This window comes from Undibacterium sp. WLHG33, from assembly GCF_049544815.1.
GTDB lineage: Bacteria > Pseudomonadota > Gammaproteobacteria > Burkholderiales > Burkholderiaceae_D > Undibacterium.
This window is the reverse complement of sequence record NZ_CP186697.1, coordinates 2,804,608-2,820,013: the sequence shown is the minus strand read 5'-3', so window position 1 is coordinate 2,820,013 and position 15,406 is coordinate 2,804,608. Positions and strand designations below refer to the sequence as shown.

The window sequence follows — 15,406 nt, the reverse complement described above, 5'->3', positions numbered from 1 at the left end:
TAATCTTATTGACCATGACTACTGACATTACTGACGGAACACATCTGCCCCGGCAGGGACGACAAATTTAAACTGATCTGCTTTCAAAGCAGGATTTTTTTCCATGCTTTTGAGGGTCACCAGCGACACCTGCCCGAACTGATCGCGCAGTTCTAACGCATACGGAACGCCGTCTTTCATGCCGATGCCGATATGGTCAAACTGGCTGCCTTTGGTCTTGGCGGTTGCTTCCAGCCATTCCAAACCCTGCTTCGATGACACATCTTTGAGAACGAAATTTTTATCCAGATCAGCCGCACCGGCACTGCCAAACAAAATCGCTGCCGGGCTGGAGCCGAGTGCGCTCCCCAGTTCCTTGATCGTGACCTGATTCAGGTCTTTATCAAAAATAAAAAGCTTCTCACCGTCCGCCTGCAATACTTGTTCATACGGCTTTTGGTAAGTCCAGATGAATTTACCGGGACGGGCGAAGACGAATGATCCGCTGAAGGTTTTGGAAACTTTCGGGTTACCATCCACCATTTTGATCTGCTGCTGAACGAATTCCCCTTTAGCACTTTTGGTATTCGAGACAAAGGATTTGAATTGATCGACTGCAGACGCCATGGCGATTGCGGGTAACAGCGTGGTGGCAACAACACATGCCAGCAGGCCACTTGCCACTTTAATTACTTTACTTTGCTTCTTCACTGATTTTCCTTGATTACTATTCTGTACTGCTCATCATAACGACCGCTTGATCCGCCTGTCGCTACTATCCATGGCTACTCAGCATTTCCGACCGGGACCAGAATTTCACGGTTGCCATTCGACTGCATCGTCGATACGACACCGCTTTGTTCCATTTGTTCCAGCAAACGGGCAGCGCGATTGTAGCCAATGCGCAAATGCCGCTGTACCAGCGAAATCGAAGCGCGGCGGTTTTTCAGCACGATCGCCACGGCCTGATCGTACAAGGCATCGGCCTCACCACCACCTGCAACCTCACCGGCAGCGCCACCTTCACTGCCCTCTTCGAGGGTACCACCTTCCAGTATACCTTCGACATAGTTAGGCTCACCTTGCGCTTTCAGATGCTCGACAACACGATGAACCTCGTCATCCGACACGAAAGCACCATGCACCCGCACCGGTAAGCCGGTTCCCGGCGGCATGTACAACATATCGCCCATACCGAGCAGCGTTTCCGCCCCCATCTGATCGAGAATCGTGCGCGAGTCAATTTTACTGCTGACCTGAAACGCGATACGGGTAGGAATATTCGCCTTGATCAAACCGGTAATCACATCCACCGATGGTCGCTGCGTCGCCAGAATCAAATGTATGCCTGCCGCGCGCGCTTTTTGCGCAATGCGGGCGATTAACTCTTCGACCTTTTTACCGACAACCATCATCAGATCGGCCAGCTCATCAATGATAATGACGATGGTCGGCAATTTTTCGAGCGGCTCAGGCGCATCCGGCGTCAGGCTGAACGGATTCGGAATATGCTGCTCTTTCTTGGCAGCCTCAGCGATCTTCTGGTTATAACCAGCCAGATTACGCACGCCCAGTTTCGACATCAGTTTGTAGCGTCGCTCCATTTCTGCAACCGCCCAGTTCAGCGCGTGCCCGGCCTGGCGCATATCCGTTACCACTGGCGCCAGCAAATGCGGAATCCCTTCATAAACCGACATCTCCAGCATCTTAGGATCGATCAGTATCATGCGCACATCGTTAGGATCAGACTTGTACAGCAGCGACAGGATCGTCGCATTGATACCGACAGACTTACCGGAACCAGTCGTACCGGCCACCAGCAAATGCGGCATCTTCGCCAGATCGGCACAAATCGGATTGCCCGCAATATCTTTACCGAGCGCTACGGTGAGGCTTGATGAGCTGTCGTGATAAATTTTCGAGCTGAGAATTTCTGTCAGGCGGACAATCTGCCGTTTCGGGTTCGGCAATTCCAGCCCCATGTAATTTTTACCGGGAATGGTTTCTACAACCCGTATCGAGGTCAGCGACAACGAGCGTGCAAGATCACGCGCCAGATTGACGATCTGACTGCCTTTCACGCCAGTCGCGGGTTCAATCTCATAACGGGTAATCACCGGCCCCGGATACGCTGCCACCACTTTAGCTTCGACGCCGAAATCAGAGAGTTTTTTCTCGATCAGACGACTGGTGAATTCCAGCGTCTGCACACTCACGGTTTCCTGTACCGGCGGCGCGTCATCGAGCAAAGAAAGCGGTGGCAGATTCGTGTCTGGCAGCTCATTGAACAGCGAAACCTGTTTCTCTTTTTCCACGCGATCAGAACGTGGCACGGCAACCACCTGTGGCTCGATACGTATCGGCGACGCCTCCACAATCTTCGCACGCTCCTGCACCACCACCTCTTCGCGCTTGACAGCGGCAGTCTGGCCAACACGGCGGTCTTCTGCCGCTGCATATTTATTTTGTATGAACACAAAAACGGTTTCTATCGCCGCACCGGTTTTTTCTGCGATCGTCAGCCAGGACACCTGAAAATACAAGCTGATGCCTAAGGCCATCGCCATCAGCAACAACAGCGTCGCACCAGTAAAACCCATCGCGCTGTATGCGGCAGAACCAATCACATTGCCCAGTACGCCGCCGGGAGCCAATGGCAATGGCACGCTCAGGGTATGCATACGCAAAAACTCCAACCCCATGCTGCCGCAAATCAGCAGGGCAAATCCGGTGATGCGCGCCAGGAGGTAAGGCAAGCCTTCCTCTTCGCCGTTTTTCGTTTCAACTTGCATAGACAGCCGGTCGGCCAGATGACGGTAAGACTTCACGACCTGACGCAGGCAAACGATACTCCACCACCACGCTGAAAAACCGAAGATATACAGAACGACATCCGCCAGCCAGGCACCGAATTTCCCACCCAGATTATGGATTTTCGGAACAACGCTGGACTGCGACCAACCCGGGTCAGATTTCGAATAGGTCGCAAGGATTAATATGAGGCAAATACTTAATGCAGCGAAAACGAGCCAGCGCGCCTCCATCAGCAACACCATCATTTTATTGGGCAGCGGCGGAGGTGGCGGACTTTTACTGCTACGGGTGTAGGCTTCGCTGTTACTTGTAGTCATAAATCAGGAAAATGTTCATCCGGACAACCAAAGACTGACAAGATAGCATGTTAGAGCCCGCTAGCCAAACACCGGGTACCTCACGCAGCGCCAGAGGATAGACTATAATTCGCGCTGATCTGCAGATGGCAATGAAATGAAAGCGACCACCGCTTGCTTTTTTCTGCGGCAACACCATCTGTAAGCAACGAAGGCATCGATTTTCCCGTCTGGCCTCCCCTTCAACTCTTTTTATGCAGGTCTGCTCATGTCTACATCTAAAAAACACGCTCGCGTATTGATTCTCGGTTCAGGTCCAGCGGGTTATTCCGCCGCTATTTATGCCGCCCGTGCCAATCTTAATCCGGTATTGATTACCGGCGTAGAGCAAGGCGGACAGCTCATGACGACCACCGATGTCGAAAACTGGCCCGCAGATCCGCTGGGCGTACAAGGTCCGGAGCTGATGCAGCGTTTTCTGCAACATGCGGAACGTTTTAATACTGAAATTATTTTCGATTACATTCATACCACCAAACTCAGTGAAAAACCTATCCGTCTCATCGGTGATCAGGGTGAATACACTTGCGATTCGCTGATTATTGCCACCGGCGCCTCGGCACAGTATCTGGGCTTACCGTCAGAGCAGGCTTTTATGGGTAAAGGTGTGTCTGCATGTGCCACTTGTGACGGTTTCTTCTATCGCGGCAAAGAAGTCGCGGTTATCGGCGGCGGTAATACTGCAGTCGAAGAGGCACTGTACCTGTCAAATATTGCAAGTAAAGTCACCGTCATTCACCGTCGCGACAAGTTCCGCGCAGAAGCGATTCTGATCGACCGCCTGATGGCGAAGGTTGCAGAAGGCAAAGTCGAGATTAAATGGAACCACACGCTGGACGAAGTGACAGGTGACGACTCGGGCGTAACTGGCATCAACATCAAATCGACGGATGGAGTAATTACACAAGTGCCCGTCCATGGTTTATTTGTGGCGATTGGTCACAAACCGAATACAGGTATTTTTGAAGGTCAGCTGGACATGCACAACGGCTATATCAAAACCCGTACCGGTACCGAGGGCATGGCGACAGCAACCAGTGTTCCCGGCGTATTTGCTGCTGGCGACGTACAGGATCATGTTTACCGTCAGGCAATCACCAGCGCAGGCACAGGCTGCATGGCAGCGCTGGATGCGCAGCGTTACCTGGAAGAGTAATCCGGCTCATTTATGTCCTCACTGAAAAATTTTGCTGACCTGAAGGCTCTGGGTCAGCAGCTTAAAGCACAACAGGAAGCCAGGCAGCGGGCTGAAGCGGAACGTCTGGAGCAGGAAAAAAAAGCAAAGGCAGAAGCCAATATTTTCCGCTCCAGCATAGGGATGGTTGAACCACTCAAAGTAGCGCTCAAGCATCAGGCCAGCCCTGTACGTCCTGCACCGATTCCATTTCAATATATTGCCGACGAAAAAGCAGCCTTGCAGGAATCGCTTTCTGATGAATTTGATGCCGACTCTTTACTGGAGACGGACGAAAATCTGAGCTATACCCGCCCCGGAGTCGGTGTTGATGTCGTCAGAAAATTACGCAAGGGGCACTGGGTGATCCAGGCGCAATTAGATTTGCATGGTCTGCGCCGCGATCAGGCCAGAGACAGTCTGGGTGATTTTCTGAGGCGATGCGGTAGAAACGGCGTTCGTTGCGTACGGATCATTCATGGCAAAGGTCTGGGTTCTGTCAATAAAGAACCAGTTCTGAAGCATAAAGTGCGGAACTGGCTGATCCAGAAAGATGAAGTGCTGGCGTTTAGTCAGGCGACCGCCGCCGATGGTGGTTCGGGTGCGCTGATTGTATTGTTGAAGGCCTGAGTTTCCTCAGGCCTTTTTTTCAGTTCTTGAATTTTCCGTCTTTGCCTATCATGGTCATATCAACAAATTTTGATCCATTGTGATTCGACGATGAAAAGTTAATATCAAAACCACCGGCATCATAACTCTTGGTATTCAGCGATTCTAATGAGGAAATCAATTTTTCACGGGTCAGATTCTGACCTGAACGACGAAGCCCTTCCACAAACACCTTCGCCGCGATAAAACCTTCCAGACTGGAGAAATTCAGGTCTTTAATACCGGCCTTATTCATAATTTTCGTGTATTCACCAACGACCGTTGCGTTTGCTGCAGACCACGGGAATGGTACTACCTGAGAAATAACAACGCCTGGGCCATCTTTACCCAAAGCATCGGACAAAGCCTGACTACCGACAAACGACACATTATAAAATTGCCCGGTATATCCGAGACGGCGCATTTCTTTGATTAAAGCTGCCGAAGAAGAATAAGCGCTGATCTGAATAATCACGTCGGGACGCTTTGCCATCATTTTCTCGACGGCTTTGGCTACATCAACGCTGTTGCGCTCCACCGTCGCAGTGTCAATCAACGGAAGATTTTTTTTCTTCAATGCCCGCTCCACTCCCGTCAGGCCAGATTTACCATACGCGTCATTCTGATAGAACACGGCAATATTTTTCAGCCCGGTATTCACCAGACGATCGACCAGATGTTCGGTTTCGTCAAAATAGCTGGCGCGAATGTTGAAAATTAACTTGTTGAATGGTTCCCGCAGTGACTGAGCGCCAGAATATGGCGCAAAGAACGGTACTTTGGCTTGCGTGAATATCGGTGTCGCGGCATTGCTGGTTGGCGTGCCGACATAACCAAACAATGCAAACACATCATCAGTTTCTATCAGCGCCTTGGTGTTGGCGGCCGCGATATCAGCCTCGTATTTATCATCACGTTTGATGATTTCGATCTTGCGTCCAAAAACGCCACCAGTACTGTTCACGTGATCGAAGTAGGCTTTCGCGCCTGCATGCAACTGTATGCCCAGTTGCGCTGCAGGCCCCGAAAAAGCAGCCGACTGACCGATAATAATTTTATGCTCACTAACACCATTTTCAGCGACCGCTGGCATGGCCAGCATTGCCGCAAATACAGCTGTGAGTAATCTGGATACCATCATAGACTTATACCTGGTTTAGATAATGAATCAGACTGCTTCAGCGCCAGTTTCACCAGTACGGATACGAATCACCTGCTCGACATTCTGGACAAAAATTTTGCCGTCACCTATTTTTCCGGTGTGCGCGGCTTTGATAATGGCATCGACAACGTTATCGCAAATTTTGTCATCGACAACAACCTCCACTTTAATTTTGGGTAAGAAGTCAACTACATATTCAGCGCCGCGATACAACTCCGTATGCCCTTTTTGACGACCGAATCCTTTGACTTCAGTCACGGTCAGACCCGTAACCCCGACGTCTGCCAGCGCTTCACGCACTTCATCTAACTTGAACGGTTTAATGACAGCTGTAATTTGTTTCATGATGAATTTCCTTTTTTAGTCTCTGAATTTTGAGGTGATCGGGTAGCGCCAGTCGCGGCCAAACGCCCGGTGCGTAATCCGCACACCGATAGGCGCCTGGCGACGTTTATATTCATTTATTTTAATCAAACGGGTGATTCGTTCAACATCCTCTTCGCGATATCCTGCTGCAATAATATCTGCGCGGGATTTGTTTTGCTCCATGTATAACTGCATGATGCCGTCAAGTATTTCATACGGCGGCAAGGAATCCTGGTCGGTCTGATCAGGACGCAGTTCGGCCGAAGGTGGCCGTGTCAGAATACGTTCCGGAATAATGTCGGTGATACTGTTTCTGTATGCGCATAAGCGGTATACCAGTGTTTTAGGTATATCCTTGATTACAGCAAAACCACCAGCCATATCACCGTACAAAGTGCAATAACCGACTGCCATTTCACTCTTATTACCAGTCGTCAGTACGATGGAGCCGTATTTATTCGATAAAGCCATCAGCATCGTTCCGCGTATCCGCGCCTGAATATTTTCCTCAGTCGTATCTTCTTTTAAGCCTGCGAACTCTGTACTCAGGGTGACTCTGAAAGCGTCAAAACAGGCGCCAATGGAAATTTCATCGTAACGCACAGCAAGGCGTTCAACCATATCCCGCGAATCAAGCAGCGATATCTCTGCGGTATAGGGAGAAGGCATCATGATTGCCCTGACCTTTTCTGCACCCAGAGCGTCAACGGCAACCGCCAGCGTCAGAGCCGAGTCGACACCGCCCGACAGCCCAAGCAATACACCCGGAAATCCATTTTTTGCCACATAATCACGCACACCAAGTACCAGGGCATGATAGACCTGAGATTCTGTCGTTCCCAACTCTGGCAAAGGCTGAGATAGCGGCTGCGGACCGTCAAATTCAATCACTTGTAAAGCAGTATCGCAATGGGGTAACTGGGCAACAAGTTCTCCCTGCTGATCGAGGACAAAGGAATTGCCATCAAAAATCAGTTCATCCTGGCCACCCAATAAATTGGCATAAACTAATGACATGCCTGCAGAGCTGACATTTGCACGCATGACGTCAAGGCGTTGCTGCTGCTTATCAATGTGAAATGGCGAGCCGTTCGGTACCAGTAACACCTGTGCCCCGGCATTTCTGGCAGCCAGAGGTGCCTCTTTAAACCAGGTATCTTCACAGATATTGATGCCGAAACGCACGCCCTTGACGTTAAATACGCATGCAGCAGAACCAGGAGAAAAATACCTGACCTCATCGAACACCATATCATTAGGCAGATTGCGCTTAAAGTAAGATCGGATAACGCTGCCGTTCAGCAAAATGGAAACCGCATTAAAATGTTGACCATCTTTCGCTTCAGGATGCCCGACCAATACATGAATATCTTTGAATGCAGCAAGTTGCGCAGTCAGATCGGACAACACACGCTGAGTTTGCAGGTAAAACCCGCTTCTTAACAGCAGATCCTCAGGAGGGTAACCCACCAGAGACAATTCCGGTGTTACAACAATATCTGCTCCCTGCTCAGCTGCCTGCCGGACATAATCTACTATTTGCGCAGCATTACCGGCCAGATCCCCGACCGTACTATTCATCTGAGCAATGGCAACTTTAATCGTCATAATCGTGCAATTTGAAAAAATCAAAAAATGGAATTAGTTTCTATCAGCCAGTATTATCGCATGGGCTTTGCAAGTTCTCTCTCTGATATTGGACAAGAACAGTGGGACAATTTACTGAAATCCGATCCGTCCACGAATCCCTTTCTCTCGTATGCCTTTTTAGACGCGTTGCATACGTCAGGATCTGCCGCGGCAAAAACTGGCTGGGCTCCTTATTTTTTAACCATATGGCAAGATAAAACCTTGGTCGGCGCATGTCCGCTTTATCAGAAGATGCATTCCTATGGCGAATATGTCTTTGACTGGTCATGGGCGGATGCCTACCGGCAGCATGGCTTACAGTACTATCCCAAACTGCTGTCAGCGATTCCATTCACTCCTGTGACAGGAAGCAGAATCATTGCAAGCGACGATATTGTCAGAAATCTGTTACTGGAAAACTTGAAAAAAATAACGCGGTCAGGGAATTTTTCCTCCTGTCACATCTTATTTCCTGATGAAAATCAAATAATCCAGCTGAAAAATGCGGGCTTTATGATCAGAGCGGGGGTACAATTTCATTGGCAAAATGATCAATACTCTGACTTCAACGGGTTTCTGAATACGCTCAGCAAGAAAAAGCGTAAAAACATTCGTGCCGAACGAAAGAAAATACAAGAACTCGGTATTGCCTTCTCACATGTACAAGGGAAGGATGCCAATGCTGACGACTGGCTGTTTTTTAAACGCTGTTACGATGCCACATATGAAAACCATCATTCAAAACCTTATCTGAACCTTGAATTTTTCACGCAGATTGGTCGCACGATGCCGCAGCACATACATCTTATTTTCGCGATAAAAGATGGAAGAAAAATTGCGGCTTCGCTCTTAATATTCAGCAGCAATAAAGTTTATGGTCGCTATTGGGGTTGTGTTGAGCATTATCCCTGCCTGCATTTTGAAACAGCGTATTACCAGGCGATCGAGTTTTGCATACGACATCATATTCAGACATTTGAAGGCGGAGCTCAGGGGGAGCACAAAATGGCAAGAGGATTTCTCCCCCAGAAAACTGGTTCAGCACATTTTTTAACTCATCCCGAATTCAGCAATGCCGTCGCTCATTTTCTGCAACGAGAAACGAATGGAATCGAACTTTATCTGGACGATTTAAACGAACATACCCCATACAAACAAGCCACTTGAAATTTAATATGCTTCAAGGCATGCTGCTGAAATGCAACAAAATAAAATAATACAAAATACTCCGGATAATGCGATGAACATGCACAAACGAGCAGGTCGCTTCTATCTCACAGAAAAACTGGGTACAGGATCGAACGGCACCGTCTTTCGCGGTCATGATCCGGTCATAGACCGAGACGTTGCCATCAAAATACTCAATGCCAGTGGTAACGCGGCAGACAAAAAACAACGCGAGCAACAATTCATTAATGAAGCACGGGCTGCCGGCAGACTTTCTCATCCGAATATTGTGACGATCTTTGATGCCTCCAGTGAAGGAGGAACGACATTTATCGCGATGGAATTTCTCGGAGGGCAAGACTTAAAAATGATGCTGGCTGCGGGCCGGACTTTCGACTTTATAGAAACCACAGATATCATTCAGAGAATTGCCGACGCCCTTGCCTATGCACATGAGAAATCCGTCATTCACCGCGATATTAAACCCGGCAACATTTTCATATTGACCAACAATCAGCCTAAAGTGGTCGATTTTGGCATTGCCCGCGCCCCCAATCGTCTGCTGGACGAAAATCAGCCAGCAAATGTCACACTATTCAACAACAACATTCTCGGTACGCCCAACTACATGTCTCCGGAACAGGCAATGGGAAAACCAGTGAATGCACAGACTGATATCTATTCGCTTGGTGCGGTCATGTATGAAATGCTGACGATGCAAAAGCCATTTCAAAGCAACGACATTGATAAGCTGTTGCATCAAATTGCCTACAAAACGCCGAAGGCACCGTCCGAAATCAATCCCGGTATCCCTGAGTCACTCTCAAGAATCGTCATGAAAGCCATGCAAAAAGAGTTGAGTCATCGCTACCAGACTGCTCGAGAGATGTCGGACGATTTACAAAAAGTCCTTGATCGCGATAAAAGACTGAAGCGCAAAAGAGGTAAAATCAATCAGGAAAGTGCGCAAAAGAATATCCGCACAGAGAGCACTCCTCTTCTCTGGTTCAGCCTGGCAGCGATCCTGATTGCACTCGCTTTTGCAGTCATGGTCAATCTGCCACGCGCCGGTCTTTAACCTGTAAATTGACATTACAAACGTCAGCGAAACGCAGTTCAACCTGAATAAAAAACGCGGCTATTGGGGCCGCGTTTTTCTTAGAGAAACTTGCTTATTTCTGAGCTTTTTTGAAATTCTCCACACCATCAAGAATTTCTTTTTTCGCCTCATCCGGGCCAGCCCAACCTTCAACTTTGACCCATTTACCTTTTTCAAGATCTTTGTAGTGCTCAAAAAAATGTTGAATCTGTTTCAGGCGCAGTTCATTCAAATCTTCAGGTTTTTGCCAATGTGTGTAAATCGGTAAAATTTTGTCAACAGGAACTGCTAACACTTTCGCATCCTGACCACCTTCGTCAGTCATTTGCAGGACACCAATTGCACGGCAGCGAACAACGACACCAGGAATCAAAGGAAACGGTGTAATCACCAAAACATCAACCGGGTCACCATCACCAGCGATAGTCTGCGGAACATATCCGTAGTTGCATGGGTAGTGCATTGCCGTACCCATGAAACGATCAACAAAAATAGCGCCGGTTTCTTTATCAACCTCGTATTTAATCGGATCTGCATTCATAGGAATTTCAATGATGACGTTAAAGTCATTTGGCAGATCACGACCTGCTGGTACGTTATTCAAGCTCATGTCACTCTTTCTTAATAGATATCAATAAAGTCAATTTACCGGACAAAATTATATCGGTTTTATCGATGGATTTGTGCAACGCAAAAGACAAGACCGTCAATTTACAGTGTTGTTGCGATTGCACATTGCCTGTAATGATAAGCCGCCTCTTCGTCCTGTCCGAGCGCCTCATGCAGCTGCGCCAGTTTCAGATTCGATTCAGTCACTGTACGGGCAGAAACCGCGTCAGACAACGCTTGCTCCATATGACGCTGCGCCTTGCCCCATAATTTCTGACGGAGGCAAAGTACACCAAGCGTCAACGCCAGTTCCGGATCGGTAGGATGATTCAGAGACCATCTTTCGCAATGTTCAATCTGCGACAACAAGGCAGCCGACCCTTCGGCTGCCGCTGCATCACGGTATGCACGCAGCAAACGCTCATCCCACTCCTCTGCCAGAGACTTCTCAACAATCGAGCGCGCCTCGTCAAACAAACCTCGGGCATTAAACGCATTCGCAGCCTGATAAGCGATAAAGGCCGATTTCCTGTCATTTGCAGGAATATCAAACCAGACACGACGCAAAGACTCAGCGTCGTGCTCATGCCCCTTCAACAAATCCTCGTAGGCCAATTCCTTCAGCCTTTTTGAGAGCGCTGGATGGAGCGCATGATGTTTATCGAGTGTACGAACCAGTTTCAGGACATCAGCCCATTTCTGCGCTTGCTGATTTGCTTTTAAAGCCCAGCGCAACACCTGAATATGGCGGCTACCATTGGCATGCAGCTCCTTGACAGCCTCCAGCGCCTTATCTGACTGATGCTGATCCACCAGCAGCTCGGTCGCACTGACCAGTCTGGCGACTTTATAATTGTTGTCTGCCTCGATTCCTGCCAGCCACAGATCCCTGCGTTCAAATTGCCCCATGTGATGCGCTGCCCGCGCACCAATCAAGGCAGCAACACCAGCGTTATCCGGCAATTCGGCGGCACGAATCGCCGCTTTTTCAGCATATCCGAAACGTCCTTCGAATAAGGTTTTAAGCGACTCTCTCAATGCCTTGTTACCATCACGCTCACGCTTTTGCTGCCGGTAAGCTGCAACTTTCTTCGGCATCTTGCGAGTGGTGACTATCGCTCCGAGAATAACGTAAAGGACCAGGAACAGCAGTGCGACCAGAAAGAGAAATAAATTTAACGATAAATCAATTCTGTATGGAGGATAAAACAGCACGACGTTTCCTGGATTGAAACGCGCGCCTATCGCCAGTCCAACGGCAAGAGAGAACAGAATCAGAAGCCGGATAAAAATTCGCATACGTTAAGGCTTCACTTTGTAGTTGCGTACTGCATTTAAACTTTCTGACAGATTTGGCATCTCTATCGACAAATTACTGCCCTGTACCTGACGCAATAAGGCTTGTGCATTCTGCGTCTGTTTTGCTCTGGTGTCGAAATACTTTGAAATTGCATCTTGCGCCGAAACCAGATCACTACGGAACACACTCTCATTTCTGGCCAGCAAAGCGAGTCGTGCATTCAACAGACGCAACTTCAGATTTTCGCGCGCAAAATACGATTGAGAAGGCGTCAACAATAATGCATCCGGTGTTTCCACATTGCGCACACGAATCAGTTGCTTCAATTCCCCCCACATCTCACTTGAAAAACTCTGCCAGGCATCCTGCAAACGCATAGACAAAGTAATTTCTTCCGCTTCTGCTACTTTTTTATCCTGTTTTGGCGCACGCTGGCCTTTAGAGATAATTCTCAACGGTGCTTTTGGCGGAGTCGGGGAAACCACCGATTTTTCATCAGCCCACAAAGGAATATGATCCACTTGCGTGATGACGCTATCAAGGCGTAATGCTATTCCGGGTAGATCCAGTGCCGGCAAAGATTTCAGACGGTCAATATCTTTGGCGATCGCTCTTCTGATCGTAATGAACTGGGGTTTATCGGATTTGGCCAGACGCCCGTCTGCATTCTGCAATGCAATTAACGCTCCCTGGACGTTACCAGCCAACTGCAATTGCTGACTGGCGGTAGCCAGTACCTGCTCAATTTCAGCCAAAGCCCACTCATCTCGGTTTTTTGACAGATCCTGATATAGCTGCTCCAAAGCCAGTTGCTGGCTTTGAGACTCCATTTGTTTGCTCTCAATCAAAAGCACTTTGGCCTGAATTTCTTTTGTCGTTTCCTGTACATTTTTTGCCAGCAACTTCGTCTCATTGCTGGTGGTGTCGGCACTCAATAAACGTCGCGCGACCTCTTCTTTCAGGACACTGATCTGATTTTGCGAAGACCACCATTGTGCGGCCAGCAATACAGCCAGGATGCCGGAAATCAGAAACGAAGGATGCGTCCAATTACCTGCCGATTGAGCAGGAAGCGCATTAGCCGCGGTCGCGGCTATGGATTGATCAGGGCTTTGGGATGGCAAAGAACCCCCTGTATTTGTTTGCTGTTCATTCATACGCTGGATTGTAACGCGACAAGCACCTGTTCGTCGCCTGACGCGGTTAAAGTGATGGAATGAAACCCCAGTACCTGCGCCGTTTCGGCAATACGGACGTGGGGAACGATAAGATGTTGATGTTGGATTTTTGCCACGGCATTGTCACCCGATAATTGCCCGCACCAGAGAATAAGGGTTCGCAATGCTTCAGAACTAGTGATTACCCAGTCATTGTCGGACTGAAGCAATGCATCTAATTGCGTCCGCACCGAAATGCTGAATTCAGGAGCACTCCGCCGGTAAGCAGCCAATTGCTTCACACTGACACCACGTGAACGAAAAGCATCGGCTAAAAACTCCCTGCCCGTTGTTCCTCTCACCAACAATACCTGCTTACCAGCCAACGCAGCAAAATCAATCTCCGCCGCAAGCGCTTCGGAATCTGTTTTTAATTTATCAGAAGGGCAGATGATCGTCGAATTATCAGAATTCACCCCATGGCGTGCTAATGCAAGTCTGCTCCCCTCCCCTACGACACCAATCGGAAGCTGCGATGGCCATTGCCTGACATGAGAAAAAAATGCGTCGATGGCATTCGGGCTTACAAAGACAACCAATGCGTAATGGCTGAGGTGAGCGACAACATCGATGATCTCCGACTGATCTTCCAGTGGATGTATTTCAAGGAGCGGAAATAACTGGCAAGAACGCGAAATTGCATTAACTTTCGCTACAAACTCCTGAGCCTGCGCCAACGGGCGCGTAACGATCACGTTCCTGACAGACATGCGCAATTTACTCAACAATCTGCGCTTTACATAAAGCCAGAATGCCCTCGGCATCTTGGGCAGACAAAGCCTGCGCCAGTTGCAAACCGAGTGCTGCAGGGTTTGAGGCATCACCGAATACCTCAGCACTGGCTACTCTCTGACCATCAGGCGTAGCGACCATACCGCGCAAATGCATTTTGTGATCGGCGACGGTTGCAAACGCCGCTAACGGTATCTGGCAACTTCCGCCAAAAACCCTCGATACTGTTCGTTCAGCAATAACTGACTGTGACGTTGCCAAATGATTCAACGGGGCAAGCAACTCAAGTAAATCAGGGCGCGAGTCAGACACTTCTATCGCCATAGCTCCCTGCCCCGCTGCGGGTAAGCTGGCTTCCGGCTCCAGAAATCCGCGTATCCGTTGCGGTAGTCCGAGCCGCTTTAATCCTGCTGCAGCGAGTATGATTGCAGCGTATTCGCCTTCATCAAGCTTGCGTAAGCGTGTATCAAGATTTCCCCGCAAAGGGCGAATCACTAAATGCGGGAAACGGGCTGAAATGAAGGCCTGACGCCGCAGGCTGCTGGTGCCAACGACGGCGCCATCGGGCAAGCTACTAAGGCAGTCATAATCGTTGGAAACAAAAGCATCGCGCGGATCTTCACGCTCTAAAATCGCAGCCAAAGTGAAACCATCTGGCAATTCCATAGGAACGTCTTTAAGAGAGTGGACTGCCAGATCGGCACGCCCTTCAGCCATCGCCACTTCCAACTCTTTAACAAACAACCCCTTCCCGCCGACTTTCGACAAAGCACGATCTAAAATCTGGTCCCCGCGGGTCGTCATTCCAAGAATATCGACCTGACACTCGGGGTATAAAGTTAACAACTGGTCACGCACATGTTCAGCCTGCCACATTGCCAACCGGCTCTCTCTGGAAGCAATGACCAATTTTTTGGGAGAAACTGCAGTCAAAATAATTTTCTTTCTAAATATTCAGGCAATCAGATGTCATCTGGTAAATCGAGTGTGCCGAATTTTACCATTCAGAAATCATGATTTCGTCGGTTAAACTATTGAAAATTTGCAGACTTTTTGATCAATCCAAGCAAACTTGACACATAATCGGCGGTGACGGCATCATAACGCCTTGATTAGACGCACATATTAAAAATGCCGCCACAATTGAGCGGCAT

General features: G+C 48.8%; 14 protein-coding genes. 4 read left to right on the top strand and 10 right to left on the bottom strand.

What is annotated here, in order from left to right; translation table 11 throughout:
- Nucleotides 1-27: 27 nt before the first annotated feature.
- On the bottom strand, nt 28-690 hold the full coding sequence (gene lolA, locus ACOTSW_RS12875) for an outer membrane lipoprotein chaperone LolA (protein WP_423679476.1): 663 nt from the start codon (nt 688-690) through the stop codon (nt 28-30).
- A 74-nt stretch (nt 691-764) separates the two neighbouring features.
- Entirely contained in the window at nt 765-3,110 is a 2,346-nt protein-coding gene (locus ACOTSW_RS12870; protein ID WP_423679475.1) for a DNA translocase FtsK, read from the bottom strand.
- Between the two features lie 247 nt (nt 3,111-3,357).
- On the opposite strand from ACOTSW_RS12870, the gene trxB reads away from it, so the two are divergent.
- Both trxB and ACOTSW_RS12860 read left to right on the top strand, forming a co-directional pair.
- On the top strand, nt 3,358-4,305 hold the full coding sequence (gene trxB / locus ACOTSW_RS12865) for a thioredoxin-disulfide reductase (RefSeq protein WP_423679474.1): 948 nt from the start codon (nt 3,358-3,360) through the stop codon (nt 4,303-4,305).
- A gap of 12 nt (nt 4,306-4,317) precedes the next feature.
- Nucleotides 4,318-4,953 (top strand): Smr/MutS family protein, encoded by a 636-nt coding sequence (locus ACOTSW_RS12860; protein WP_423679473.1) that lies wholly within the window; start codon nt 4,318-4,320, stop codon nt 4,951-4,953.
- 19 nt (nt 4,954-4,972) lie between these two features.
- On the opposite strand, the gene ACOTSW_RS12855 is transcribed toward ACOTSW_RS12860, so the two are convergent.
- From ACOTSW_RS12855 to ACOTSW_RS12845, 3 genes are read right to left on the bottom strand one after another with little or no spacing between them, the layout of a single operon-like run.
- On the bottom strand, nt 4,973-6,109 hold the full coding sequence (locus ACOTSW_RS12855) for an ABC transporter substrate-binding protein (RefSeq protein ID WP_423682318.1): 1,137 nt from the start codon (nt 6,107-6,109) through the stop codon (nt 4,973-4,975).
- Nucleotides 6,110-6,139: 30 nt separating this feature from the next.
- Nucleotides 6,140-6,478, bottom strand: coding sequence for a P-II family nitrogen regulator (locus tag ACOTSW_RS12850; protein ID WP_423679472.1), 339 nt, complete (start codon nt 6,476-6,478; stop codon nt 6,140-6,142).
- A gap of 15 nt (nt 6,479-6,493) precedes the next feature.
- A complete protein-coding gene (locus ACOTSW_RS12845) occupies nt 6,494-8,107 on the bottom strand; it encodes an NAD+ synthase (RefSeq protein ID WP_423679471.1) in 1,614 nt (537 codons plus the stop codon).
- A gap of 27 nt (nt 8,108-8,134) precedes the next feature.
- Between ACOTSW_RS12845 and ACOTSW_RS12840 the strand changes: the two genes are divergently transcribed.
- Together ACOTSW_RS12840 and ACOTSW_RS12835 are read left to right on the top strand one after the other, a co-directional pair.
- Complete coding sequence (locus ACOTSW_RS12840) at nt 8,135-9,295, top strand: GNAT family N-acetyltransferase (RefSeq protein ID WP_423679470.1); 1,161 nt, start codon at nt 8,135-8,137, stop codon at nt 9,293-9,295.
- A gap of 73 nt (nt 9,296-9,368) precedes the next feature.
- Nucleotides 9,369-10,373, top strand: coding sequence for a serine/threonine protein kinase (locus tag ACOTSW_RS12835; protein ID WP_423679469.1), 1,005 nt, complete (start codon nt 9,369-9,371; stop codon nt 10,371-10,373).
- Between the two features lie 94 nt (nt 10,374-10,467).
- Here the strand turns inward: ACOTSW_RS12835 and ppa are convergent, their stop codons facing one another.
- The 5 genes from ppa to hemC form a co-directional block, all read right to left on the bottom strand.
- Nucleotides 10,468-11,004: an inorganic diphosphatase gene (ppa, locus tag ACOTSW_RS12830; RefSeq protein WP_423679468.1), complete on the bottom strand. Its 537-nt coding sequence runs from the start codon at nt 11,002-11,004 to the stop codon at nt 10,468-10,470.
- 101 nt (nt 11,005-11,105) lie between these two features.
- Nucleotides 11,106-12,302, bottom strand: coding sequence for a heme biosynthesis HemY N-terminal domain-containing protein (locus ACOTSW_RS12825; RefSeq protein WP_423679467.1), 1,197 nt, complete (start codon nt 12,300-12,302; stop codon nt 11,106-11,108).
- Between the two features lie 3 nt (nt 12,303-12,305).
- Nucleotides 12,306-13,460, bottom strand: a complete 1,155-nt coding sequence (locus ACOTSW_RS12820; protein WP_423679466.1) for a uroporphyrinogen-III C-methyltransferase — start codon at nt 13,458-13,460, stop codon at nt 12,306-12,308.
- On the bottom strand, nt 13,457-14,245 hold the full coding sequence (locus ACOTSW_RS12815; RefSeq protein ID WP_423679465.1) for a uroporphyrinogen-III synthase: 789 nt from the start codon (nt 14,243-14,245) through the stop codon (nt 13,457-13,459). The genes ACOTSW_RS12820 and ACOTSW_RS12815 overlap by 4 nt, the downstream gene beginning before the upstream one ends.
- The gene (gene hemC / locus ACOTSW_RS12810; protein WP_423679464.1) at nt 14,238-15,185 is read right to left on the bottom strand and encodes a hydroxymethylbilane synthase; all 948 of its coding nucleotides are present in this window, start codon (nt 15,183-15,185) and stop codon (nt 14,238-14,240) included. The genes ACOTSW_RS12815 and hemC overlap by 8 nt, the downstream gene beginning before the upstream one ends.
- Nucleotides 15,186-15,406: the final 221 nt, after the last annotated feature.